Below are 24337 nucleotides of genomic sequence, written 5' to 3' on the forward strand. Positions count from 1 at the left end.
TTTGCCTGCCAATGAACATGATTTTACGGGTGCCAAGAAGCTCAATGCCCGGTGGGCCGACTTTGGGTGTCCGAAAATCATTGGGGATAAGGCTTACGTATCGCCGGGGATCATCACCCCACCGAAGAAAAATGCCAAAGTGGTGGATGTGCGTTGGAAGCCTGAGTATGGGAAACTCCGGGTGAGCATCGAAAGGGCTTTTTCATGGGTGGTGCGAGTGGGGCTGAGGAGCAGTCAGGTGAAGACGCTCAGGACGCTAAAAACCCGACTGGCATTTGCTTTTCTAGCACACAACCTCAGATTTGCCCACCCCTAAACGGCATAGCTTGGAAAGCCTGATCCTGTCTGAGCAAGGCTTTTGCTGTGTAACGTCCACTGTAAACGGTTCACTTGAACCAAAGACAATGTGCAATTCGAAAGTTCTGATCCAGACATGGGGGTTAAAATGACCCCATGTTCGACCTCGGATACAGTTTTTGCCCCAACGACACCTTCATCTTCTATGCCCTGACCCACGGACGGATTGCCACCCCAGAGCCCATCCGCGAGGTGCTGGAGGATGTGGAAACCCTCAACCAGTGGGCTTTGCAGCAGAAACTGCAAATCACCAAAATCAGTTACCGCGCCTATGCCGAAGTCAGAGAACAATACATTGCCTTGCGCTCTGGAGGGGCTTTGGGACGAGGGGTGGGGCCTTTGATTGTGACCCGTGCCCCTCTGGCCCACCTGAACGGCAAAACCATCGCTTCGCCGGGTGCCCTGACCACCGCCGAGAGCCTGCTCAAGCTGTATGCACCAGAGGCCCACATCATACGGATGCGTTATGACCAGATCATGCCTGCTGTGGAAAAAGGGGACATCGATGCAGGTCTGATCATCCACGAAAGCCGCTTCACTTATCCCGATCACGGGCTGCAAAAGCATCTGGATCTGGGGGCATGGTGGGAGGAGCAAACCGGGCTTCCTTTGCCTCTGGGGGCCATTCTGGTGCGCCGTGATCTGCCCACCCAACTCCAGAGCGAACTGAATGCAGCCGTCAGGAGCAGTCTGGAATACGCTTACAGCCATCCTGAGGAGCCCAAAGCCTACATCCGTCAACATGCGCTGGAAATGAGCGATCAGGTGATGCAGGCCCACATCGACCTGTACGTGAACCCTTTTTCTCTGGATGTGGGTCCTGAGGGGGAAAGGGCCGTTCAGGAGTTGTTTTCCAGATTGGAAAAGGCAGGGGTGATCCGTCCTTCCAGCCTGCCCCTGTTCGTGGATTGAAGTTTGTGAATTCATGTTTGTGGATTGTGATTTGTGGGTTCTGAGCAGAACCGTCAGAAGTCCTGCACCACAGCCAGCAGTCTGTCCAGAGCCTCCCGGCAGTTCTTGAGGGCCAGAGGAATCTTCCAGCTTTCCCGGTCTCTGGGTCCCACCATGTTGCTGATCCCACGCACCTCCAGCACAGGCACATCCAGCCTGAGACCCGCCATTGCCACACCTGCCCCCTCCATGCCTTCAGTCAGGGCCTCGGGGTGGCAGGATTGCAGGCGTTCCAGAGAGGTCTGTGTGCCTGTTGCTGTGTCCACAGTAAGCATCTCCCCTGCTGGAAGGTTCAGCATTTCAGCCACCTGTGCAGCCTGTGACCAGACGGGCAACTGGTTGTAAAACGTGCCGTGCAAAGGAAACCCGAGGGTGCGCAGGTCCAGAAAGCTGCCATTGCTGTTTTCTGCGCCCATCGAGGCATACGTGATCTGGCTGGACACCACCACATCACCGATCTGGAGGGAACCCTGGGGGAAGGCTCCGGCAATTCCCACATTGATGATCAAATCGGGTCTGGATCCACTGGCCGCCTGCAAGGTGCCCAGAGCGGCATTGACTGCACCAATCCCGGTGACCGCCACTTCTGCCACAAGAGCACCAAAAAACAGGGCTTCCCCTTCTGTTGCCACCACAAGCAAAATGTTCACGTCAGGACCTCGGAATCAGGTACAGCAGTTCGAAGGCTTCGTACCAGTTGCCCAGCAGCAGGAACACGAAGGCCACCAGAAGGCTCAAGGGATATTCTTTGAGGGCTTTGCCAAAGCCTTCTTTGAACATGCGAATCAGGGTCACCACGGCAAACGAAGCCACAAAAATGTAGGCCTGCAATTCCAGCACCATCACCGGAATGTGTGGAATGAAACTGGACATCGGAATCAAAGCAGGAGACAAACCGATCCCCAAAACCGAAAACCGCAAGAGGTTGAACAACACCGCTGGAAACCCGAAAAACAGGCCGGGCAGGAAGGTGGTCAGCACTGCCCCACTGAAAAAATTCCAGAGGGTGATGCCCGTAGCAAGGGTCATCACGCCAGCACCCATGAACTGCTGAATGCCCGTCGAGGTCAAGGTGGAACCCAGATACGCCTGCAACTCACGGGCCAACTCTGGATCCTGATATGCAGAAAACATCCCGAACAGAAAACTGCCGTACAAAAGCACCTGGGGGGTCCAGAACCACACCCGGTACTCTGGCCTGAGGGCCACTTTCCAGGCGTGCACAAAACCTTTGCGGATGGGGGTTGGGAACACCATTCCGAGCAAAAACACCACGCTGATCAGGGTGAATCCCCACACAAAAGCTGGGCCTTTCAGCCAACTGGGAATGCCCACGTTCTGCAAGGTGGTGCGAACACTGCGGGCTTGCCAGCCTGAGGCGTCTTTCTGCACTTCAATCAGGACATTGCCTTTCACATTGCCTTCCAGAGGGTAAACATACAGTTCTTTGTCCTGCTGGGCAGAAACGTATTGTCCTTTCTGAATGTCCACTTTTTCCACAGGAACAGCCTGTTGGAAGCGCAGGAAACGCAGCACCACCTCACGGGTGTTGCCCACCTGATCTGGCTGAATGCGGTATTTTCCCTGCACCCACCCCTGCACCGCCTGATCTGCCGTCTGTCTGGCCTCGGGGGTCTGGGCCAGAGCCACGCAAAAAAACAAAGACAAAAGCATCGCCATCCAACGTTTCATGTCTGGTATTGTGTCACATCAAAAAACCGGAGCCTGTCTTGCAAGCTCCAGTTTCAGGGGTTTGGGTTGTCCAGCAAGGGTTTGCTGCTTGCTCAGATCTCCTGCAAAGGACGGGCAGCCAGCCACTCGGGCAGCTGATCGGGCAGGTAGGTGTCGAAGTAAAGCTGGGTCAGGGACACCACTTTGTGGCCTTCGAGCAGTTCTTCGGGGTTCTTGCGTCGGTCAATGATGCAGGCAATCCCGAGGCATTTTGCGCCCATGGCTTCGGCGGCACGCACGGCTTTGAGCACGCTGCCTCCGGTGGTGATCACATCTTCGACGGCAATGAAACTCTGGCCGTTGAAACTTTCACCGAAAGCTTCGCGGATTTTCATGCCCCCCTGACCGTCTTTTTCTGCGAAGATGGCACGGGTGCCCAGCTGACGGGCCGTCACATAAGCAAGAACCACACCGCCCATGGCCGGACCGATCACGAAGCTGGGTTGCCATCCAGCATGGCGGACTTTGTTGCCGAGGTCTTCACCAAACTGGTCGGCGGCAATGGGGTGTTGCAGCACGGTGGTGGATTGCAGGAAGTATGGAGAGTGGCGTCCAGAGGCCAGCAGGAAATGCCCCTCGTGGAAGGCGCCGTAAAACTTGTAGGTTTGCAAGACGTCCATGCGTCCATTCTATACACGAAGCCCTGAAAAACGCCGACTCGTTCACTCAAATCTGTACGTTGCCCTCCAGAGGCTGTTTCTTCAAACAAAATTGGTGTGCGGTTTACACCCGTGTCCCCTTGTCAACCACATTTCTCTCAAACAGAGCTGGTATAACTGCTTGCATGAACCCTGCAGATGTGAAACATTTCTTTGCCCAACACTGGACCGTGCGCAAGTACAAAAATGTGCCCATGCCAGAGGACCATCTGGATGCCATCCTGTATGCAGCCCAGCGTGCGCCCACCGATGCCACCGCCCAGATGTACACACTGATTCGCCTGACTGATCCTGAAGTTCGGCAAAAGATGGCAGACCTGACGAACAATGCCCACATCGGGACCGCCAGCGAAAGCTTTGTGGTGTGTGCAGACATCCACCGCTTGAACCAGTTGCTGAAAACCCGAGGATACATGCCCGGCAACTGGCCTGCTGTGGCCGTGCATTTCGCTGTGGGGGATGCTGTCATGGCCGCCCAAAACATGCTGATTGCCGCCGAAATGCTCGGATACATGGGGTGCTGGATTGGCGGCGTGATGAACAACCTGCCTGCCATCACTGAGCTGCTGGACCTGCCAGAGGGGGTGTTTCCATTTGCAGCCCTGACCATGGGTGTTCCAGACGAGGAGCCCAAACACCGTCCACGTCTGGAGCGTGCTCTGGTGGTCCACGAAAACACCTACCAGAAACCGGATGTGGCCTTGCTGGAAAAAGGCTTGAACGACATGGCCCCCATCACTGCCAGAGGGGATTGGGGCCTGACCCTCAGCCGTTACTTTGCTGAGGGGGGATCCATGGAAGCCAGAGAAGTGTTGCTTCGTCAGGTGCTCGAAGCACAGGGTTTTTCCCATGTGTCCAGCGCAGACCATTTGTTCAGAGAAGCAGTGCAGGCAGGATATCCAGAGTTGGTGGTGCGCCAGAAGAAGTCTGGAGGGCTTGAAGCCTGGATTGATCAGGGGCATCTGGCCCACCGTGGTGATGGAAACACCCTGACCGAAGCCCTCAAGAATGCTTTAATGGAAGCATCAAAGGAGCCCACTGAATGAAAGCCATCATTCCTGCTGCAGGCCTTGGCACCCGACTTCGCCCCCTCACTTACACCCGACCCAAACCTGTTTTGAAGGTTGCCAACAAACCCATCATCCTGTTTGCCATTGAGAACCTGATGGCAGCAGGCATCACCGACATTGGGATCATCGTCTCGGGCCTGACCCGCAAAGACATTGAAGAAGCCATCAATGGCACGCCCGGCGTCAACATCACTTACATCCATCAGGGGGAAACCCTCGGGCTGGGACATGCCGTCAAAATGGCCAGAGATTTTGTGGGTCAGGATGATTTCTGTGTGTACCTCGGAGACAACCTGTTTGGAAATGGCATCACCACCTACGTGGAGCGTTTCAAAGCCACACAGGCAGATGCCGTGATTGCTCTGGTTGAGGTGGAAAACCCCAGTTCTTTCGGGGTGGCGGTGCTGAACGAAGCGGGGCAAATCACCCAACTGGTGGAAAAACCCAAAGTGCCCCCGAGCAACCTTGCCGTGGCAGGCGTCTACTGCTTCAAGCCTGGCATCATGAACATTCTGGAACACCTCAAACCCAGTGCCCGAGGCGAGTACGAAATCACCGATGCCATTGCCGAACTGATCCACTCGGGCCAGAAGGTGATTGGTGAGCAGGTTCAGGGTTGGTGGAAAGACACTGGCAAACCCTACGACCTGATCGATGCCAACCGCCTTTTGCTGGAAGACCTTGAGCCTCAGGTGCAGGGCGAAGTGCATGATTCCCGCATCACTGGGCGCGTGGTCATCGAAGAGGGGGCTGTGGTTCGCAACAGCATTGTGATGGGTCCTGCCTTGATTGGCAAAGACGTGGTCATTGAAAACGCTTATGTGGGTCCCTTCACCAGCATTGGTCAAAAAAGCCGCATCTGCAATTCAGAAGTGGAATACAGCGTGATCGATGCCGAGGTGGTCATCGAAAACGTGGATGTGCGTTTGCAAGAGTGTCTGCTTGGCCTGCGAGCCCAGATCAAAGGCAAAACGGGGGTGCCCAGAGCGCACCGTTTCATCCTGTCAGACGCCAGTGTGCTAGACCTCAGCGTGCAGTGAGCCTCTGGCTTTGAGGTGAGCTGAATAGATTCCAAAGCACATTCCTTGAGTGTGGTTGTGTTAAGATACTTGCATGACACTGGAATTCCGTGAAGCCATGGAACGCCTCAAAGCGCAGTACGGCGAAGCCCTGCGTGACATGCCTCTGCCTGAAGGCGTCCCCGAGTACGTGCAAGAGTTGATGCAATCTGGAGACAGGGACACCCTGCTCCTGATGTTGAAACTTTCCTGGGTCTTTGGAGCACAAGCCGGACAGGCAGCTCAAACACAAGCCCAAACCATGCGTGTCCCCACCGCCCAGGCCTGATTTTTCTCCATACCTTGCACCCCATTCTCAACAGATGGGGTGTTTTTGTTGGCCCACCCCTCCGAAAGCCGAAAAACCGTGACCGTTTGCATGGCTCCAGACCACGTGATTGACCTTGTGCCCTCTGGGAGGTTGCTGAAGCCGAAAAAGGCTTTCAGGACTCGGGTTTTCTTTCCTTTGAATCGTTTTCATTTTGAAAGTGATGGTTTCTCAGATATACTTCAGTTGCAAGTCCATGCAGCACCCCCATGTCAGCAAAATTTCATGAGGGGATGGGCAAAACAGTAACCCCCTGTGTTACACCAATTCCGTTTTCACAGTTTCCATCGTGGTTTTTCGCAAAATAGAGCCATGTTACCGAAACAAGCAATAGCGTAGCTTTGACACAAATCATGTGAAGTATGTAAAATAACCATACAAGTTGTATACCTTTTACAGCTTCCCGGTTGTTCGCCCGCCCACTGCTCAAGGACCATCCGCAGCAAACCCCTAGCCCTACCCCCGACGTGGAGGTTGTTCCCTGTGGCCAAATACCCCCTGATCAAAGCGACGCTCAAGGAGCGACTGCTCAGCAGCTACTACCCCGAAGGCATCCCCCTCCCCAGCGAACCCCTGCTGGCCAAAGAATTTGATGTCTCCCGCATGACTGCACGCCGGGCCATCGATGAACTCGAACGCGAGGGCTATGTTTACCGCATTCAGGGGGCAGGCACCTTCCCCACCGGAAAACGCTTCCGTCAGGGGGTGTTCCGCATCCGTCCTTTCCGCGAATGGGCCAGAGGGGCAGAAACCCACACCCGCATCCTGCAGGCCCGCGTGCTGGACGCCACCCCAGAAATGGGCGTGGTGCTGCAGATCCCGGCTGGCGAACCCATCATCTTCATTCACCGCCTCAGAACTGCCGGAGACGAGCCTCTGGTGATCGAGAAGCGCTACATCAACTTCCGCATGGCCGGAGACCTCCTCAAGCACAACCTTGCCGTGGAGTCCATCCACGAAGTGCTCGTTGAGAAGCTCGGGATTCCGCTCACCCGCGTGGAACAGAGTCTGGAAGCCGTCAACCTCCGTCAGGAAGAAGCCGAACTGCTGCGTGTGCCCGTGGGAACCGCAGCTTTCTTGCTCAGGCGCACCACCTACAGTGGCCCCACCCGAGTGGCTTACGTGAACTACTGGGTGCGTGGCGACCGTTACGCCTTCCAGGACAGCTTCGAACCTTAAACCCATCAACAAAGAACAGTGCCCCTCTGGTTTCAGAGGGGCATTTCCTGTTTCAGGCTGGTTTTTCTTCAACGGTCAGGCTTTTCAGCGTGGCCCCCTGATGCCAGCCCAGAGCATAATCTTTGAAACCCAGAGCCTGTGCAAGGGCATGGCCCAGTTCTTCCTCGGGGGTGCCTTCCAGTTGGAAAAGCAAGAATTTGCGGCTTCCTGCCACAGAAATCCGGGCATAGAGGTCAGTGCCCAGTTCGATCTGCTGGGTGCGTCCGGTTTTCTCGGCGCGTTTGAACGCAGACTGCACGGCCTGCAACACGGTGACAGTAACGGTGGGTGGGACCATATCACTCCAGAATGTATTTGATGCCGTCCCAAAAGTCCACCAGTTCCAGGTCAGAGACTTTCAGAATGCGGTTTTTCAACCATGGCATGAATTCAAAAGACTTCTCGCTGCGCAGAAAAGCCCGGAAGCCCAGTTCTGCTCCTCTGAGGAGTCCGCTTTCCAGGCCTTTGCGAAGTTCTTCGCGGGCCTGATCCCGTTCGATGTCTCCGGTCAGGCGCACAGCACGCACTGCATCTGGCTCACCATAGAAGGTGACCCTCAGGTTGCCCCAGCCTTTGATGGCCTCTTCGGCATGGGCTCGGGTGAGTTCAGTGGAGAATTTCAGATGGGCATCCAATTCAAACCCACGCTGGCTGAATTCTTTCTGGGAAGGTTGCTGTCGGGTTTCCACGCCTCCAGTATAGGAGCATTGGACCTTTTCGCCTGTAGCGCTTGCAACGGGATGGGGATTCAGCGTTCCTGAAGGTGTCCCTGAAGCAAACCCAGCATGTGTTGCCTTGCATCGTGCAGGTAACGCACATTCCCATGCAAACGGGTCAGCAAAATGCCTCCTTCAAAGAGAGCGAACATGACCCGAGCCGTGCCTTCGGGGTCCAGTGTGGCCTTCAGTTCGCCTTTACGGATGCCCGAAGCCAGCACCCGCCCCATGAACTGCTGCAACTCCAGAGCGGCCTCTCTGGCCCGCTCAAGGAGCACAGGATGGGTATCGTCTGCTTCCACAGAGACATTCATGATTGGGCAACCTCCGGGCAAAATCTGATCGGTGGCAGAGCGCATGACGACATCAAAAATGGCCTCCAAGCGCTCAAAGACCCCATGTTTTCCCTGCTGGGCTTCACGGTGGGCCACAGACAGCAATGCCACCGCATGGTTGAACGCCTCCAGAGCCAGTTCATCCTTGCTTTTGAAGTGGTTGTAGAGGCCGCCTTTTTCAAGACCGGTTTCCTTGAGGATCTCCTGAATGCTGGTTCCAGAAAACCCTCGGGTGTTGAAGATGGGCGCAGACCGTTCAATGATGTGCTGGCGGGTCTGTTCGCCCTTTTTGACGCGGTTGTTCATGCCAGTTGTCTGCGGTGGTGGATCAGGTGGTAGGTGGCCATTTGCAGCCATTCCAGCACCGTCAATTCACCAAAGAATGGGTGGGTGAAGGTGCGTGAATCCTGCCAGTTCTGGACCCCTTCTGCAGCCTGAATCAGGCGGATGTGGGTTTTGGTCCAGTCCTCATGCAGATCTTCCCAGCTTTTTCCTTCTGTGGGAAGGCCGTAAGGTGGGCTTTGCATTTTTCCGTTTTTCATCTCCCCTTTTGCACGCGGGAAATCTGGAAACTCTGGCATCTGAAAGGCCAAGAGCACCCGGGACATGGCTCTGGAAATCAGAATCACATGTTCAGTGATCTGTGCTGGAGACCATGCACCTTCTGCTCTGGGGTGCAGCCAGTGGTCCTGTTGTTGCAGGGCTGCATCCTGATAGCGTGCAATCTCCTGATGCAGACGGGCAATGACTTCAGGGCCAGAGGTGCCCAGTTTGGAGAGAAAGGTTTTTTCAGCAAGCATGGAAACATTTTAAGACCGACTGGTCGGTTTGTAAATCCCCAACTTCGGCAGAAACTCCAAAAGCAAAAGACCCATCCTTGCCTGATGGGTCTTTTGAAGCACTTGAGAGGGGACGAAAGCTGTGTTACTGGGCCTGCATGTTGTCGGTGTTGTTCTGCCATGGAAGCAACAACACATGCTCTGTGTGCTGCACACTTGCAGACAGATACCCACCCGGCAACCCCTCCAGATGGACCTTGATCCACTTTCCGGAAGGTCCCAGGTAATACCACTGCAAGGTGCTGACGGGCAACAGGTGCCTGAACAACTCATGGCGGTAAAACTGGTTGAGCACGTGGTGCAACTCTGGAGCGGCTTTGCCTTGTGGATCGTGCAGGTAGATGCTCACCTCAAAGCGGCCCGGACTGAAATACACATCGAAATCGAAAACGCAGGGGGTGGCCTTGGACAAGCGGGGACTGAAATGCTGAACTTTCAGGTGCCTCATGCTTCCTCCTGTGGGACTTCTTTCATGCAAACCACACCGCAATTCGCGGGATTGGGTTGACATCTCAATCACTTGCTTCCAGAGCTGGACAGGGCTTTTTTCTCGTCGTTGCGGGTTTTGATCATCGAGAAGATCACCCCACCTGCGAGGAGGCCGAGGGTCACGGTCAGGGAGATGGCAGGGTCCATCTTGCCGAAAATCTGGTTGTAGAAAATCTTGGCCCCGATGAACACCAGCACCAGAGCCAGCGCATATTTCAGGTACTCAAAGCGGTTGACCATGGCGGCCAGAGCGAAGTACAGGGCACGCAAACCCAGAATGGCGAAGATGTTGGAGGTGTACACAATAAAGGGGTCCTGTGTGATGGCGAAGATCGCAGGGATGCTGTCCACAGCAAAGATGATGTCGGCAAATTCCACCATCACCAGAGCGAGGAACAAGGGGGTGGCGAAGCGCATCATTTTGCCAGAGCGAGGGTCTTTCTGGGTCACAAAGAATTTTTCACCGTGCAAAGTGGGGGTGACTTTGATGCGTTTTTGCACCCACTGCAGGAATTTGTTGTCTTCGATGCTGGTTTCTTCGTCTTTGTTTTTGAGCATCTTGATGCCGGTGAGCAGCAAGAACGCACCGAAAATGTAGAGCACCCAGTCAAAGTTGCTGACCAGAGCAGCACCCAGACCGATCATGATGGCCCGGAGCACAATCACGCCCAGAATGCCCCAGAACAAGACCCGGTGCTGGTACTGCCTCGGGATGGCCAGATAGCTGAAGATCAGGGAGATCACAAAAATGTTGTCCAGCGCCAGACTTTTCTCGACGGCAAATCCGGTGTAGTACGCCAGAGCAGCGTCTTGACCCAGATACCACCAGATGAATCCACCGTATGCAATGGCGATGGCAATGTAAAACGCAGAGAGTTTGAGGCTTTCTGCCACACTGATTTCTTTGTTTTTGTGCTTTTTGCTGAGCACACCCAAATCAAAGGCCAACAAGGTCAGGACGAGGGCAATGAACATGGCCCAGATCCACACGGGTTTACCAAGATAGGTCAGAGCGAGAAGTTCGGTCACAGGAGACTCACTTTCCGACTGGTGGTTTGCAAAAACGACAGAAACTCTGAGCAAACCACGACAAGTCTGCTCAGAGTCTCGCTGTTTTCTGCATTTACCGGGTCACCTGTGGTGCCGTATTGACGATAAACACAACCACAAGTGTGGTCGCTACTCCCCCTGAATTAAAAAACAAGGTAGCACATTTGACGGTGTCCAGTTCGTAGACCAGATTACGAAGTTGAGAATCCAGAATCAAAAGCCTTGCTTCAGCGCCATCGGATAAGCTGTACCCATGGAACGCATTTTGCTGCACCAAGGAGACATCACCCGATTGGAGGTGGATGCCATCGTCAATGCAGCCAACAGCAGTTTTCTGGGTGGAGGGGGCGTGGATGGAGCCATCCACCGTGCTGCAGGACCAGAGTTGGCTCTGGAGTGCCGCAACCTGCATGGCTGCAAAACCGGGCAGGCCAAAATCACCAGAGGATACCGCTTGCCTGCCAAACACGTGATCCACACCGTTGGACCTGTCTGGAATGGAGGGCAAAACCATGAGGATGAACTGCTGGCTTCCTGTTACCAGAAAAGTCTGGAACTTGCAGCCCAACACCAGCTGAAAACCGTGGCTTTCCCGGCCATCAGCACAGGAATTTACCGGTTCCCTCTGGAAAGGGCCACCCAGATTGCCCTTGAAACAGTGCACAGCTTTTTGCAAACCCATCCACTGCCAGAGCAAGTGGTTTTTGTTTGTTTCAGTGACAAAGACTTTGAGGTGTATCAGCACTCGGTACAGAAAATGGAGCTCAAAAGCCTGTGATTGCAGGAATGTTCACGGAAAAAACAGGTTTCATAGGCAGCTGGAATGTAAAACGAATGTAAAAAAGTGCATACTGTAACACATGGGCAAATTCATCAAGATCGAAAGCAGCACTACCGGAATGCACTACCTGAGTGTAGACACCCTGATGGGCTTCCGCGCCGCCGCCTTTCCCAAAGAAAACGCCATTGAGTTGATTGCCATCACCAAAGACAACAAAGTCCATTCCCTGAAAAAACAACGTGGACTGCAAGGCATCAACGAAACCGAAGCCATCAAAATCCTGCAGGACTACATGGAGCGCATCGCCCGAAACGACCCTGAAGTGGTGATCGAACTCTAAAACAAATCCTCCCTTGCGGGAGGATTTCGCTTTTCAGACAGGATTCACAGACCTGCAGCTTTGAATGCAGCACCAACCACTTCTCTGGCTTCGGTCATCACCTGTTGCAGGTGCTCGGGGCCTTTGAAGGACTCGGCATAGATTTTGTACACGTCTTCGGTTCCGCTGGGACGGGCAGCAAACCACGCATTCTCGGTGACCACTTTCAGACCACCGATGGGTTCGTTGTTGCCGGGAGCACGGGTCAGTTTGGCCAGAATGGGTTCTCCGGCCAGAGTGGTGGCCGTCACCAGCTCTGGAGACAGGTTGGAGAGCACTTTCTTCTGGGCAGCATTGGCTTCTGCATCCATGCGGGAGTAGGCGGTGGCCCCAAACTGGGCTTCCAGATCCCGGTAGTGCTCAGAGGGGCTTTTGCCTGTCTTGGCCAAGATTTCCGCGGCCAGCAATCCCAGAATGATGCCATCTTTGTCTGTGGACCATGCAGAGCCATCAAAACGCTGGAAAGAGGCTCCGGCGCTCTCCTCACCACCAAAGCCAATGGTGCCCCCTTGCAGGCCATCCACAAAGTATTTGAAGCCCACAGGCACCTCAACCAGTTTCTTGCCCAGAGCGGCAACCACCCGGTCAATGATGCTGCTGGACACCAGTGTTTTGCCCACACCCATGTCTGCGTTCCAATCGCGGTGCTGGTACAGGTAAGAAATGCACACGGCCAGATAATGGTTGGGGTTCATGATGCCATCCCGGGTGACAATGCCGTGGCGGTCCGCATCCGGGTCGTTGCCAATGGCAATGTCAAACTGGTCTTTGAGTCCGATCAAAGAGGCCATCGCATAAGGGCTGGAGCAGTCCATGCGGATTTTGCCGTCTTTGTCCACGGTCATGAAACTGAAGTTCGCATCAATGCGCTCATTGACGATGGTGAGGTCCAGACCGTAATGGTCCCGGATGACCTGCCAGGTTTCCAGACTGGCCCCTCCCAGAGGATCCACGCCGATCTTCACACCTGCCTGTTTGATGGCATCGATGTCAATGACTTCTTTCAGTTGCTCAACATAAGGGGTCACAAAGTCAAAAGGGGTTGCAGCTTTGAAAGCCTCTTCAAAAGAGATGCGCTTGACCCCATCCAGACCGTTTTCCAGAAGCTGGTTGGCCCGTTCCTGAACCACTTTGGTGATGTTGGTGTCTGCAGGCCCACCAGAGGGGGGATTGTATTTGAATCCTCCGTCCTGAGGAGGGTTGTGACTTGGGGTGATCACAATGCCGTCTGCCAGACTTTCGGTGCGGCCTTTGTTGTGGTTCAGAATGGCATGGGAGACCAGAGGAGTGGGGGTGTAACCGCGGCCTTTGTCCACTTGCACATCCACCCCATTGGCCAGCAACACTTCCAGAGCGGTGATCCATGCAGCCTCAGAAAGGGCGTGGCTGTCCATCCCAATGAACAGGGGGCCAGTGATGCCTTGTTCTGCACGGTATTCTGCCACGGCTTGTGAAACCGCCAGAATGTGGTTTTCGTTGAAGGTGCCATTGAAAGAGGTTCCACGGTGACCGCTGGTTCCGAAACCCACCCTCTGTGCAGGGTTCTGGGGATCGGGTTTGACGGAGTAATAACTGCTCACCAGACGGGGAATGTTGACCAGAATGTTGTGGGGGGCGGGTTTGCCAGCCAGTTCATGCAGCGCCATGTTGCCTCCTGAAATTCAAAAAATCATGCTTTCACTGCCGACTCTGGCAGCTTCTCAGCCGAGTTTAACAGAAGACAGCATGCAGGTCGTTCTCCAATCTGGGCATTTGCCTTTTGCATGGGGTCCAGCAAATCAGGGTTTTCTAGACCTTTGCTGTTGCTGCAATGCAGTGAAGCCCATCAGGATCATCACGAGCAACAGGTACATGTCTCCGTCCAGTTCCATGTTTCCCTGTGTCACGAAAAACCTGTACATCAACAAAATCAGGCCTGAAACACCTGTCACCAGATACATTCCCCTGAGCAGAAACAACCACTTTCTGTTGATCCAACCCAGAACAGCACTGAGCATGATGCCGCCCCACATCCAAAGACCCCAATTCAACAATGGATTTTCCATTGCCATCACCTCCCACCCCACAATAAATGGCCTCTGCATCTGGCACATCCATAAAAACCCCGATCCCAAAGCCAGCCAAAAACCAACCAGAGCCTTTGTGGCTCTGGTTCAGAACAGGAAAAGTGTGTTGTTTCAGTTCAAAAAGGCTGTTCTTCCAGAGGCACCCTTTTGGGATCCTGCTCCCAGAGCACTCTGGCCCTACGGTTCAGGAAGAACAGGCCCAGCAGCATGGCAACAATGCTTGCCAGCAATCCAAAAATGGGGGTGGTTCCGGGCAAAATCCAGGTCAGAATCACGATCAGGCATCCGCAGGCGGTCATCAGGTAAGCGGATTTGCGGTTGATTTCATACCAGGCGCGGTCACTGCGCAGGGTGTAGGCCGTCCTGAAACCTGACACGGTGTTGCGTGGGACTCTGGGAGCCACGTTGCCCATCAGGGTCAGGAACACCCCGACCATGGTGAAAATCACTTTCATGGTGCCGTTCTGGTCCAGCATGCCCTGCCAATTCAGCACCTGTCCCAGAGCAATGCTGGAAGGCAGCAAAATCAGCAAAATGCGGGCGTACTGCTGGGTCTGGGCAAAGTTCTGCTGGTTCTGTTCTCCTTTGATGCCCATGTTGGCCGGGTTCAAAAACAGCAGGAAGAAATAGGGCAGCATGGTCACCAGAGAGATGAACACTTCGGAGGGATGACCAAACCGGTCGGGCTCACCTTGGATGTTGAAATGGACCGGGACCCGCTCTGGCAGGGCGTTGAAGTTGTAAACGATGTAACCCCACACCAGCACAAAAATCAGCCAGGCCCAGAGATCTGCTTTGAGGTTGTTCATAAACCGTCTCCCACTTTGAAGAAGCCCATGATGTGTGTCAGCGCATCTTGCATCACGGTGGCGTTCAGGTGATAGGTGATGGTGGTGCCTTCTTTTTCTGTGCGAACCAGTCCGGCGGCTTTCAGCACATTGAAGTGCCCGGAAAGGGTGCTTTTGGCCAGAGGAAAAAGTTCGGCCAGCTCACCAGCGGTTTTGGGACTGTCGCGCAGGACCCGCAGGATTTCCCGGCGGGTGGGGTCAGACAGGGCTTTGAAGACTTCATTCATGGGTCACCACGGCATCACGGGATTGAAAAGCATCTTTGGGGGTTGGGTGCCAGAGGGCAGGGCCTCCAGCACCCAAAAAATCCCTCACTTCAAGAATTCTACGATACCCTGCAGCAAACCATCGGCCAGAGGAAGGTCTGGATTGCTGTAAGTGGCAAGGTTGCCCTGTGGATCCTGAGGGGCAGATTTCAGAACGTGGTTCATGGTGGGCACCATCAGGACCTGTGCATCGGGTTTGGCCTTTTGAAGGATTTCGGCATTCTGAACCCCCACTTGCAGGTCACGGTCCCCCTGCACAATCAGGGTGGGGGTTCTCAGCCCTGCAAGAAGTTGTGCAGGATCGTACTTGAACCATGAAATCAGGTACGGCTGAACCGAGGGGCGGAACAGGGCGGCCAGAGCAGGATCAGGCACCGGTCCGGTCTTCCCTGCTTTCAGAAGGTCAATCAGGTCTGCACTCTTCTGAAACAGAGGCTCGGGCAGTTGGGGTTTGAGCTGTTGCAGGAGGAGGTCTGCAGCGTTGATGCCTGTTCCAGCAATCGAAACATAACGGTCCACCGGGTTCTGTTTGGCCACAGCCAGACCGATTAAAGCCCCTTCGCTGTGCCCGAGGATGAAATGCCGGTTGAACCTCTGGTCTTTTTTGAGGAGGTCCAGCCAGTTGCTGGCATCCTGCACAAAGTCATCGAAGCTCTGGTCTTCTTCTTTGAGGTTGGGAATGGCACTCTCTCCGATGCCCCGTTTGTCGTAGCGCAAAGAGGCAATGCCTTTTTCTGCAAGTCCTTCCGCAAGCATTTTCAGACTGTTGTTTTTTCCAGCCAGAGGGTTGTTCCCATCCCGGTCGGTGGGTCCAGAGCCTGCAATGATCAGGGCCACAGGGAAAGGGCCTTGGCCTTCTGGCAGAAGCAAGGTGCCTTTGAGGGTTGCCGTGGGTGCAGCAAGGGTCAGGTTTTCGGTGGCGGCGAAAGCAGTGCTGGTCAGGGCAAGGGTCATCAGGATGGCTCGGGTCATGGGTGTCTCCTTTTTCGGTATTTCGCTAATTAGCGAATCAACGAAATTATGGTAGCACATATTTCGGGAAATTGCGAAATAGGCCATTTCGCAGAGCTGGCCTCTGGTGTTCAACGCCCGAGATGTTGCAGAATCCAGCGTTCTTCGCTGTGCACCAGACCACAAAAAGACAACATTTCCTGCTGAACGCTGGCCCACTGGATCGGCAGGACAATGTTCTGCATCTGGCCTTCCCCATCACAACACATGCCTTCAAAGGTCAGGTGATCCAGAGCCAGCAATTTTGTCCGATCGGCTTCAGAAAGGGTGTGGATGTCACCATAAATGGCGGTGACTTTGCCGGGAGCACCCAGCATTTTGATTTGACCGAACACAGGAATGCCATTGATCTGGCCTTCTTGAACCTGTGCATGGGATGGGGTGTGCATTTTGTCCTCCTGAGAGGCACCTGCAAAACGAAAAGACATCTGGCCTGCCTTTCAGGGTAAAAAGAAAAGCAGCACACTTCGGTCAAATGTGCTGCAAATGGATCCAAAAAAGAGAACTCAGTTTCTGAGTCCTCTGGGCATGGCGGGTCGGGTGGATGGAGACTGCATCGCCTCATTGCGCTTTTTTCTGGTGGTGCTGGTCATGTTTTCCAGTTCGATTCCCGAGACCTGACGGGTGGTTCCGCGTTCACGCAATGCGTAAATGCACATGCTGCCCACGAATTTTCCGAACAGCATTCCCTGTCTGCGCATCTCTTCCAGGGTGGCTTTGACTTCTCTGGGAGGCAGGTTCAATTGAGAAGCCACACTGAAATGGCTTTCGGATTTGCCCCCGGCAAACCAGTTTTTGAGCATCTCGAACCACTCTTCTCGCACGAGGTCCATGTCATGGTCAAAAGCCCGTTTCATGTACCGCACGGAACTGGTTTTGCCTGCGGTTTGCACAAAGCCCTGCGCAATGAGTTCTTCCATGACCCCGTGTGCGGCCACTGCAGGGCAGCCCAGCACTTTGCGGATCTCTTCGGTGGTGGCGGATTCCTGACGTTCCAGCAGTTGCATCACAGCATCGAGATGCTCCTGTGTGTTCCATTGGGGATTGAAAGACATGTTTTCTCCTTGACTTGACACAGGCAGGATTGAACCACCTGTCTTGAATGGTCTGGCGTCCAGTGTTTCGGAGAGTTCAGAAAGACAGAACCAGAGTGAACATCGAATCTCGGGGTGCTGGTTCTGCTTGGGTTGAGGTTGGAAAGCCCTCTGGGATGGCCCACATCCCGGGCAACTTGAACATTGTAGCATCTGTGGGCATGAGAATCATTGCTTTTGGATGATCAATTTATCATGGAAAAACATCGATCAGAACATCAAAAAGCACTCAGATGAGAAGCAAAAAGTGGACCTTGTTCAACCTAAAAAATCTTTTTGGAGGGGTTTTTCAGGTGGGGTTTGAGGATGGTGTTCCAGGCGTACTGGGCATCGTCATGCTCTTCCTTGCATTCTTCAGAACGCTCTCTGGGAAGGTCATATTCTTTGGGCAGTGTCTTGAAACGGCGGGTGTTGCTGCCATACACCAGACAGGTCATGGCATACATCCGCTGCATGCTGAAAGAGTGCGCGCCAGAGTAGTCCAGTTCGTCTTCGGCTTCCTGCTCTGCGTCAGACAAAAACTGACCAATGCCTGAAAAAATGGCCTGTTCATCTTCCAGAGCCAGCAAAGCCAGCGTGGCAAACTGGTCTACAGCATCTTCTTCGCGACCTGTGGCTGGAAGCCTGAGTTGATCAATCAGGCCATGTCCCAGTTCGTGCAGCAGGGTGAAAACTGTGGCATTCAGGTACTTGTCTTCGCGGTCTGAAGTGTCTTCCAGTTTGCTGTACCCTTCAATCAGTTCGTAGCACATCTGGATTTCACGCAGATCAGGGTCGTAAAAAGCATTGTCTTCTTTGCAGGTCAGAAAACGGATGGGCAGCTTTCTGGGAAATTTGATTCGATCGTTGAAAAACTTTGCGGTGTCTTTCAGGTACTGGCTTTTGCTGAGCACCTGTGCAACGCTCTGGTGGTCTTTGGTGGCCCCTTTGTCAAACGTCAGAACCAGTTGGGCTGAGGCTGAGCCCAGAGAAAACGCCAACAAAACCAGCAAACCTTTCCACCTTTGCAACATACAGCCATCATAAAGAATCTGAGGCCCAAAAGGTGTGTTGGAGAAGCAAAAACTGTGTCTTGCACCTCTGCCTGTTGCAACGTTCCATGCTGGCAACCCAGCCAATTCTGTTATATACTAAATAAAGATTTGATTTTTCGGAGGTTTTCATGCTTTACCGTCACGGAGATGTATTGGTCCACCTCATCCCCAAACTGCCCGAGCAAGCCACAGAGCGCCCCGGCACCATTCTGGCCCGTGGTGAACTGACCGGGCACAGCCACCGCATTCAGGACCCTGAAACGGTCCAGCTCTGGCAACTGAACGGCGAAATTTACATTGAAGTCAAAACAGATGTGGCCCACCTGATCCACGAGGAACACCACACCATCCCCTTGCCCAGAGGCTTTTACAAAAGCTGGATGCAGCGCGAGTACACCCCCAAAGCCATCGTGAGGGTCCGCGACTGATGCGGGTTTCGGCTCAAGAAGCACAATCCCTGATTCTGTCTGGCAAAGCCCCAGAGGGCATGGTCGTGCATGGAACACTGGATTTCAAGGGCAACAAACACCTGAAAACCCTTCCCATTGACCTGACTTGCGATACCCTGCTGGTGCAGGAATGCCAGAACCTCCACAGCCTGCCAGAGGGCCTGAAGGTCAAAACCTTGCTGGCAAGCCACACCCACCTGACCCACCTCCCTGCAAGCCTGCAGGTGCAAATCAAACTGGATCTGGAAGGATGCACCAACCTGCACAGCCTGCCAGAGGGTTTGAAAGTGGGGTCTCTGGTCCTCAGGGACTGTGTGCGCCTGCAAAGCCTTCCAGAAAAGCTGGAGGTGTTCTTTCTGGATGTCAGCGGATGCAGCCTGCTGGAAAGCCTCCCTGAATCTGCAAGGGTGCTCGGGGGGCATGTGGTGCTCACAGGGTGCAGACGCCTCACCCACCTGCCTGCATGGCTGACCAGGGTGGCACGGCTTGACCTGAGGGGCTGTGAAAGCCTGAATGCCTTGCCTGAAACCCTGAAGATCAGTGGATGGCTGGACCTTGCAGACAGCGGAATCACTTCCCTGCCCCACCACAGTCAGGTGCCTTTGCGCTGGAAAGGGGTCGCCATTGAGGCCAGAGTGGCTTTCGATCCAGAAAGCATCACCGGGCAAGAGGTGCTGGAGACCCCCAACGCCGAACTGAGGCGCGTCAAACTGGAACGCATGGGCTACGAGAAGTTCCTTTCAGAAGTGCATGCCCAGATTCTGGATGAAGACCGGGACACCGGCGGTCCCCGAAAACTGCTGAAAGTCCCCATGCAAGACGACGAGGATCTGGTGGCCCTCTGGGTGATCTGCCCTTCCACAGATCGCAATTACGTGATCCGGGTGCCTCCCACCATGCAGACCGCCCATCAGGCTGCGGCTTGGCTGGCCGGATTTGATGATCCCACCCTGTATCAACCGGTCATGGAAACCTGAGCATGGCAAAAAAAGAAGGCGAGGTTTTCTCGCCTTCTTTTTTTGCTCCCTGCCTTCACAAAACAGGAATTCTTTCCAGCACGCCATCCTGATACACCGAATACAGTTCCAGTTCCTTGAGGTGCACGTAGCCAATGTGGCAATCGCAAAAACCCCTGCTGCAAAGTCTGGGCTGCAAAGCAGATTTCCAATCAGGATCATGGATGTTCCCGAGCACCTGATCCACAAAATGGCACCTGCGGATGTCTCCGTGCTCATCAATGGTGATGACTGTTTCTCCAGCGAAACAGGCTTTGCCCCGGCTCGCATACCGCACTGTGTTGTGCTCAAAAAAAGGGTCCAATGCTTTCAGGAATTCCCTTTGCTCTGGCGAATAAGGGTAAATTTGTGCTCCCCTCTGGTAAGCATTCACCCAGAGGTACACCTGCTCTGGCAAATCCTGTCTGAGCCTCTGGATTTCTTCAAAGTGGGAAGGTTTTCCAACCACCCCCACGCTGAAACGCACCTCTTGCTCCAACAGCGTCTGGCACTGCTGCACAAACCTTGCTCTGGACACCTGCGAAGGATGGTAAGTGCACCAGAGGGCCACTCTGGAGCGGTCTGCATCTTGCAAGAAATCCAGTCTGGCGCTCAGGTTGGTTTGCATCGCCACTTTTTCCACATGGGGCAAGTGGGACAGTTCGGTGATGGCCCTCTGGTAACGCGCAATGGGCAGGGCTTCTCCCCAAGGGGTGAAAAAAATGCTGAATTGCACAGCCGTTTCTTGCTTGACCCAGTTTAAGAATTTCTGCAAACTTTCTGTGTCCTGCAAGCGTTTCTCTGGGGTTTCGGTTCGTTTGGCAAAAGGGCAGTAACTGCAATCGTAGTTGCAGGTTTCCAGAGCCCCTCTGTACAGCACCGACAATTTCATGGTTCGTCCAGATCAAAGAACAGGTCTTTGCCCTCCAGCCAGTTTTCCAGCCATTCCTGCAAAGATTCGGTTTGCCAGAGGACCACCTCTTCTGGAGGGGTTCCCTCTTCGCAAGTGTCGAGGCCCAGAATGCCGACCTGTCCGGTGTTCACGTTCAGCACCGAGTAAATGTCGCAACCCCAGTAGCAAAACAACAGAAGGTGCTCGGACCAATCGTGTTCGGTCATCTGCTCGTGCAAAACCACCACGTTTTCAGAGGTGGAGGTGTACCTGTGGTCCTTGAGGGGCAGCAACCCATAACCCGGTCCAAAATTCCCATCGCCCACCTGTGTGTACACTTGCTGGAACGCCTCTGGCAAAGCAAATCCGAGTTCCCTTTCCAGTTCTGCAAACCGCTCTGGTGTGACAGGAGGGCTCGCCACATGGCTGAACGGTGGATCCCAGCCTTCATCAAGGTGCTGGTCGGTGGCGGACTTGGGGTCCAGAGCCCGCACCTTTAGACGTTCAAGCAGGTCAGCGCAAAGCATAAGTTTCCATCTCCTTGCGGATGTGGTCGGCATAAAGCCATGGGCCAATCAGGTCGGACTGTTCAAACCCTCCATCGGTGAGGGTCCAGAGGTCTCCATCCTCCTGCGCGAGTCCGAGATCCAGCAGTTCTTGCAACTGGGGATAGGCTTGCAGGAAGTCTGTGCCAAATTGCCTGTGGTACTGGCTTTTCCGCAGGCCAGAGGCATGCAGAATCGACTGCAAAATGAAGCGCCTCTGGCGGGTGTCCTGATCCAGCAGGATGCCGTACTGGATGTTTTGAAAAGAGCCTGCATCACGCTGAACGTAATCCCAGAGGATTTCCCTGACCCCACTCTGGCCCACTGCATATTCGCTGGAGTAATGCACCTGAGCGGTATAGGAACGTGCCCCACACCCGAGCCCGACCATCCCATCCTCCTGACAACAGTAAACCGGACCTTCTGTGTTCTGCACAGGCTTTCTGAAAAAACGCATGCTGACCTGCTCGTAGCCATTCGAGCGCAAGAAATCCCGTCCAATGCGGTAGAGTTCCAAACGCTCGTCTTCCCATGTGCGTCCAGCACGACCAATGCCCGTCAGGGGGCGCACATAGAGCGGATAGAGAAAAACCTCCTCTGGGCTGTATTCCAGAGTGGTTTTCAGGGAATGAAGCCAGCTTTCCGGGGTCTGGTGGGACAGGCCATAAATCAGGTCGAGGTTCAGCACCGGAATGCCCGCCTCCCGGATGTGCCCGAGGGCCTGATGCACCGTCCGGTTGTCCTGACTGCGCCCCACCGATTTGACCTCCTGCTCGATGAAACTCTGGACCCCCATGCTGATCCGGTTCACATGGTGGTCAGACAGCACCTTCAAACGGTCAGGTGTGACTGTGGCTGGACTGGTTTCAATGCTGGTGGGCACCTTGGGCAGGTCCAGACCAAAGATGTGCGCAATCCCAAACAGCCTTTCCAGATCCTGAGGCTCCAGATAAGTGGGGGTGCCTCCGCCCAGAGCAAACCGCGAAAACTTTGCCTCTGGAAGGGCCTCTCTGGTGATTCTGGCTTGCAATTCGAGGGTGTCCAGATAGGCCTTTTCCAGAGGTTTGGGCGCATTGACCGTGGTGAACAGGTTGCAAAAACCACAGCGCATTTCACAAAAAGGAATGTGCAGGTACAGAAAAAGCTGGCTCTGGTCCTGAAGAGACCACACCTCTTGAAGGGACAAGGGATCAAGAGCACGGTAAGCGGTTTTGTGCGGATACGCATAGGTATAGCCCAGATAAGGATTTTTGTTGTCTAGCAGGTTTTTCAAGTTCACAAGGGCTCTCCAAGCAGGAATTCGGCATAAGGCACGGTCCAGACCGTTTCATGCCCGAGGCGGTGTCCATGAAATCCGTCTTCTCCAAACGCTTCACCGTGGTCGGAAGTGATGATCACCAGAGCCGGACCCCGTTTTTCCTGATGTTCGAAAAGCTGCATCAGATGGGGCTCGATGGCTTCCAAGGCACTTTTCTGGGTCTCGATGGAATCTGTCCGGTGGTCGGGGTGAAAGATGTGGGTGGGTTTGTGGGTGGCCGAAAAGTTCATGAACAGAAACATCCGTTGTGTGGCAGGAAACCCATCCAGCACCTCAAGGGCCTTTTTGACCTGTGCCCTTGGGGAATGCCGACTCGTCACCCCCATGTCTCTGGTCCAGAAACTGTGCTGGAACATGTCAGGAAACACCTTTCCCAGAGCGGTTTGCTGGTTGAAGAAGCCCACCCCTCCGATGCACACCGTGCAGTAGCCTCTGGCCGCCAGAGCTGCGGGCAGGGTTGCTTCTTCAAAGACAAACGTGTGCGGATGGGTGGTCTCAGAGCCCTGAAACTGTGCAGCAAAAGGCCTCGGGTGGCGTCCGGGTGTGGCAGGGGTGGGCAGGAAGCCTGCGAAAAAGGCGTGGTGGGCAGCATAAGTGAAACTGGCCGGACTGTGCCGTTTTTCCCATGCAGCAAAATGCTTGCGAAGGCCAAACAGCGGGGTTTCCTGCGCCACATCGAACCGCAAACTGTCGAGGGTGATCAGGTACACGTCATGGGTGCCGATCAGGGCTTTGAAGTTCAGCATGTGCGCCTCTCTTGCAGGGTCCAGAGTTGGGCCGTGAATGTGTCCATGCCTTGGTAAAAGACGTTGCGGTGGTAATCCCCGAACGTGTTGGCCTCCAGCAAGTGGTGCTTGCTCAGGTTGGGGCGAATCAACACATCCAGACCCGCATAAAGCGATCTGGGAAAAACCTGCATGGCCCTCTGGCAACTGGCCTCGATGCCGTCCCAGTGTTCGCCCAGATGGGCTTTCAGGGCGTCCATGTCCCCTCTGGAATTCCCGAGGTGCAAATTGGTCATGGCCCCCTGCCCGAGTCGAACCAGAGCGTGCATGGGCACTCCACCCACCACCACCACCCTCAGGTCGATGGTCTTGCCCTGAAAGGTGGCTTTGGGAATCCACGCTTCGACCTGCAAGGGATGCTGGCACAACAGGTTCACTGTCTGGGCAATCTCAGAGCGGTCTGAGAGGTGAAGCAACTGACGGGAATTGAAAAGCCTCTCCCCTTCCCTCCTGACGGTGGTGATGGCCCGGATTTTGCGTCCAGAGACATGCAAAGCCAGAGCTCCACTCGCACTGCTGCCGTGGGCCAGTTTCACAAACACCCGTTGCAGGTTGTTGCTCTGCATTTCAGACAGCAAATCTTCGAAATTTTGAGGTTCCCTGAGGGGGGCAGGAACAGAAACCCCAGCCTCCTGCCACTTTCTGGAGGTGATGCGCTTGTCGAAAAGTTGCAGGGCCTCCTGAAAATCGAGGGTTCTCTGGTGTGCAGGACAAGCTTGCAGTTGGGTTTCCAGCACCTCAAAAAACCTTTTGAGTCCGTCATGCCACGGTCCAGAGGGCATGATCTGGCCTTCTTCCAGTGCAATGGAATCCGGGTTGATGCCTGTTTCCAGACCTTCAAGGCCCAACCTGAGCAGATCCCGTTCGGTTTGCAGGGATTCACCGGGAGACTCAATGCGGACAAGGGTCTCTGGGGTGACCAGAGCTGCAAAATCCACTTTTTCCTGAAGCACATCCTGATAAGACACCACACGGGCTTCAGGCCAACCCAGTTGATGCAGGGTGGCCTGAAACGCCCGAACCCGTCTGCTTTCAGGAGGTGCAACAATCAGCACGGGACGGGGAAGCAACAT

The 24337-nt window shown here is 54.4% G+C and carries 32 protein-coding genes; 10 read left to right on the plus strand and 22 right to left on the minus strand.

Annotation, left to right across the window (positions count from 1 at the left end):
• Both Q371_RS27770 and Q371_RS14960 read left to right on the plus strand, forming a co-directional pair.
• On the plus strand, positions 1–316 hold a 316-nt coding region (locus Q371_RS27770; protein ID WP_034341845.1), incomplete at its 5' end, for a transposase.
• 137 nt (positions 317–453) lie between these two features.
• Positions 454–1269 (plus strand): 1,4-dihydroxy-6-naphtoate synthase, encoded by an 816-nt coding sequence (locus Q371_RS14960; protein ID WP_034341846.1) that lies wholly within the window; start codon positions 454–456, stop codon positions 1267–1269.
• Positions 1270–1322: 53 nt separating this feature from the next.
• Here the strand turns inward: Q371_RS14960 and mqnB are convergent, their stop codons facing one another.
• The 3 genes from mqnB to pyrE all read right to left on the minus strand — a co-directional run bounded on the left by mqnB (position 1323) and on the right by pyrE (position 3659).
• Positions 1323–1958: a futalosine hydrolase gene (gene mqnB / locus Q371_RS14965; RefSeq protein WP_034341847.1), complete on the minus strand. Its 636-nt coding sequence runs from the start codon at positions 1956–1958 to the stop codon at positions 1323–1325.
• Between the two features lies 1 nt (position 1959).
• Positions 1960–3000, minus strand: a complete 1041-nt coding sequence (locus Q371_RS14970) for a stage II sporulation protein M (protein ID WP_157442727.1) — start codon at positions 2998–3000, stop codon at positions 1960–1962.
• Positions 3001–3092: 92 nt separating this feature from the next.
• On the minus strand, positions 3093–3659 hold the full coding sequence (gene pyrE / locus Q371_RS14975) for an orotate phosphoribosyltransferase (protein WP_034341848.1): 567 nt from the start codon (positions 3657–3659) through the stop codon (positions 3093–3095).
• A 164-nt stretch (positions 3660–3823) separates the two neighbouring features.
• Between pyrE and Q371_RS14980 the strand changes: the two genes are divergently transcribed.
• The 4 genes from Q371_RS14980 (at position 3824) to Q371_RS14995 (ending at position 7333) form a co-directional block, all read left to right on the plus strand.
• On the plus strand, positions 3824–4744 hold the full coding sequence (locus tag Q371_RS14980) for a nitroreductase family protein (RefSeq protein ID WP_034341849.1): 921 nt from the start codon (positions 3824–3826) through the stop codon (positions 4742–4744).
• On the plus strand, positions 4741–5808 hold the full coding sequence (locus Q371_RS14985; protein ID WP_034341850.1) for a glucose-1-phosphate thymidylyltransferase: 1068 nt from the start codon (positions 4741–4743) through the stop codon (positions 5806–5808). Before Q371_RS14980 ends, Q371_RS14985 begins: the two co-directional genes overlap by 4 nt.
• A gap of 73 nt (positions 5809–5881) precedes the next feature.
• Positions 5882–6115, plus strand: a complete 234-nt coding sequence (locus Q371_RS14990) for a hypothetical protein (protein WP_034341851.1) — start codon at positions 5882–5884, stop codon at positions 6113–6115.
• Between the two features lie 522 nt (positions 6116–6637).
• Positions 6638–7333 carry a GntR family transcriptional regulator gene (locus tag Q371_RS14995; RefSeq protein ID WP_034341852.1) on the plus strand — a complete coding sequence of 232 codons (696 nt, stop codon included), beginning with the start codon at positions 6638–6640 and terminating at the stop codon, positions 7331–7333.
• A 52-nt stretch (positions 7334–7385) separates the two neighbouring features.
• Here the strand turns inward: Q371_RS14995 and Q371_RS15000 are convergent, their stop codons facing one another.
• The 6 genes from Q371_RS15000 to Q371_RS15025 all read right to left on the minus strand — a co-directional run bounded on the left by Q371_RS15000 (position 7386) and on the right by Q371_RS15025 (position 10780).
• Positions 7386–7670 carry a hypothetical protein gene (locus Q371_RS15000; RefSeq protein ID WP_034341853.1) on the minus strand — a complete coding sequence of 95 codons (285 nt, stop codon included), beginning with the start codon at positions 7668–7670 and terminating at the stop codon, positions 7386–7388.
• A gap of 1 nt (position 7671) precedes the next feature.
• Positions 7672–8061, minus strand: coding sequence for a hypothetical protein (locus Q371_RS15005; RefSeq protein ID WP_034341854.1), 390 nt, complete (start codon positions 8059–8061; stop codon positions 7672–7674).
• Positions 8062–8120: 59 nt separating this feature from the next.
• Positions 8121–8729 carry a TetR/AcrR family transcriptional regulator gene (locus Q371_RS15010; RefSeq protein WP_034341855.1) on the minus strand — a complete coding sequence of 203 codons (609 nt, stop codon included), beginning with the start codon at positions 8727–8729 and terminating at the stop codon, positions 8121–8123.
• Positions 8726–9223 (minus strand): DinB family protein, encoded by a 498-nt coding sequence (locus Q371_RS15015; protein ID WP_051964514.1) that lies wholly within the window; start codon positions 9221–9223, stop codon positions 8726–8728. Before Q371_RS15015 ends, Q371_RS15010 begins: the two co-directional genes overlap by 4 nt.
• Positions 9224–9347: 124 nt before the next feature.
• A complete protein-coding gene (locus Q371_RS15020) occupies positions 9348–9710 on the minus strand; it encodes a hypothetical protein (protein ID WP_034341856.1) in 363 nt (120 codons plus the stop codon).
• 68 nt (positions 9711–9778) lie between these two features.
• On the minus strand, positions 9779–10780 hold the full coding sequence (locus Q371_RS15025) for a TerC family protein (protein WP_034341903.1): 1002 nt from the start codon (positions 10778–10780) through the stop codon (positions 9779–9781).
• Between the two features lie 274 nt (positions 10781–11054).
• Between Q371_RS15025 and Q371_RS15030 the strand changes: the two genes are divergently transcribed.
• Positions 11055–11579 (plus strand): O-acetyl-ADP-ribose deacetylase, encoded by a 525-nt coding sequence (locus Q371_RS15030; protein WP_034341857.1) that lies wholly within the window; start codon positions 11055–11057, stop codon positions 11577–11579.
• An 82-nt stretch (positions 11580–11661) separates the two neighbouring features.
• On the plus strand, positions 11662–11922 hold the full coding sequence (locus tag Q371_RS15035) for a hypothetical protein (protein ID WP_034341858.1): 261 nt from the start codon (positions 11662–11664) through the stop codon (positions 11920–11922).
• Between the two features lie 44 nt (positions 11923–11966).
• Here the strand turns inward: Q371_RS15035 and pgm are convergent, their stop codons facing one another.
• The 8 genes from pgm to Q371_RS15075 all read right to left on the minus strand — a co-directional run bounded on the left by pgm (position 11967) and on the right by Q371_RS15075 (position 18259).
• Positions 11967–13607 carry a phosphoglucomutase (alpha-D-glucose-1,6-bisphosphate-dependent) gene (gene pgm, locus Q371_RS15040; RefSeq protein ID WP_034341859.1) on the minus strand — a complete coding sequence of 547 codons (1641 nt, stop codon included), beginning with the start codon at positions 13605–13607 and terminating at the stop codon, positions 11967–11969.
• Positions 13608–13739: 132 nt separating this feature from the next.
• Positions 13740–14006, minus strand: a complete 267-nt coding sequence (locus Q371_RS15045; protein ID WP_157442728.1) for a hypothetical protein — start codon at positions 14004–14006, stop codon at positions 13740–13742.
• Between the two features lie 137 nt (positions 14007–14143).
• The gene (locus Q371_RS15050; protein WP_034341861.1) at positions 14144–14836 is read right to left on the minus strand and encodes a DUF1648 domain-containing protein; all 693 of its coding nucleotides are present in this window, start codon (positions 14834–14836) and stop codon (positions 14144–14146) included.
• Positions 14833–15102: an autorepressor SdpR family transcription factor gene (locus tag Q371_RS15055; RefSeq protein WP_034341862.1), complete on the minus strand. Its 270-nt coding sequence runs from the start codon at positions 15100–15102 to the stop codon at positions 14833–14835. Before Q371_RS15055 ends, Q371_RS15050 begins: the two co-directional genes overlap by 4 nt.
• An 84-nt stretch (positions 15103–15186) precedes the next feature.
• On the minus strand, positions 15187–16113 hold the full coding sequence (locus Q371_RS15060) for an alpha/beta hydrolase family protein (protein ID WP_034341863.1): 927 nt from the start codon (positions 16111–16113) through the stop codon (positions 15187–15189).
• Between the two features lie 110 nt (positions 16114–16223).
• Positions 16224–16541, minus strand: a complete 318-nt coding sequence (locus tag Q371_RS15065; RefSeq protein ID WP_157442729.1) for a hypothetical protein — start codon at positions 16539–16541, stop codon at positions 16224–16226.
• Between the two features lie 117 nt (positions 16542–16658).
• Positions 16659–17207, minus strand: a complete 549-nt coding sequence (locus Q371_RS15070) for a hypothetical protein (protein WP_034341865.1) — start codon at positions 17205–17207, stop codon at positions 16659–16661.
• A 302-nt stretch (positions 17208–17509) separates the two neighbouring features.
• Positions 17510–18259, minus strand: coding sequence for a DUF4344 domain-containing metallopeptidase (locus tag Q371_RS15075; protein WP_051964518.1), 750 nt, complete (start codon positions 18257–18259; stop codon positions 17510–17512).
• Positions 18260–18408: 149 nt separating this feature from the next.
• Here Q371_RS15075 and Q371_RS15080 point away from each other — a divergent pair, with 149 nt between their 5' ends.
• On the plus strand, positions 18409–18708 hold the full coding sequence (locus tag Q371_RS15080; protein WP_034341866.1) for a hypothetical protein: 300 nt from the start codon (positions 18409–18411) through the stop codon (positions 18706–18708).
• Entirely contained in the window at positions 18708–19706 is a 999-nt protein-coding gene (locus Q371_RS15085) for a DUF6745 domain-containing protein (RefSeq protein ID WP_051964520.1), read from the plus strand. The genes Q371_RS15080 and Q371_RS15085 overlap by 1 nt, the downstream gene beginning before the upstream one ends.
• 55 nt (positions 19707–19761) lie before the next feature.
• Here Q371_RS15085 and Q371_RS15090 read toward each other — a convergent pair whose 3' ends face one another.
• From Q371_RS15090 to Q371_RS25845, 5 genes are read right to left on the minus strand one after another with little or no spacing between them, the layout of a single operon-like run.
• Positions 19762–20616, minus strand: a complete 855-nt coding sequence (locus Q371_RS15090) for an STM4011 family radical SAM protein (RefSeq protein WP_034341867.1) — start codon at positions 20614–20616, stop codon at positions 19762–19764.
• Complete coding sequence (locus Q371_RS15095; protein ID WP_034341868.1) at positions 20613–21143, minus strand: SMI1/KNR4 family protein; 531 nt, start codon at positions 21141–21143, stop codon at positions 20613–20615. The genes Q371_RS15090 and Q371_RS15095 overlap by 4 nt, the downstream gene beginning before the upstream one ends.
• A complete protein-coding gene (locus tag Q371_RS15100) occupies positions 21130–22434 on the minus strand; it encodes an STM4012 family radical SAM protein (RefSeq protein WP_245618356.1) in 1305 nt (434 codons plus the stop codon). The genes Q371_RS15095 and Q371_RS15100 overlap by 14 nt, the downstream gene beginning before the upstream one ends.
• Positions 22435–22436: 2 nt before the next feature.
• Positions 22437–23225: an STM4013/SEN3800 family hydrolase gene (locus Q371_RS15105; protein ID WP_034341870.1), complete on the minus strand. Its 789-nt coding sequence runs from the start codon at positions 23223–23225 to the stop codon at positions 22437–22439.
• The gene (locus tag Q371_RS25845; protein ID WP_051964522.1) at positions 23219–24337 is read right to left on the minus strand and encodes an STM4014 family protein; all 1119 of its coding nucleotides are present in this window, start codon (positions 24335–24337) and stop codon (positions 23219–23221) included. The genes Q371_RS15105 and Q371_RS25845 overlap by 7 nt, the downstream gene beginning before the upstream one ends.

This window comes from Deinococcus misasensis DSM 22328, assembly GCF_000745915.1.
Classification (GTDB): Bacteria; Deinococcota; Deinococci; order Deinococcales; family Deinococcaceae; genus Deinococcus_C; species Deinococcus_C misasensis.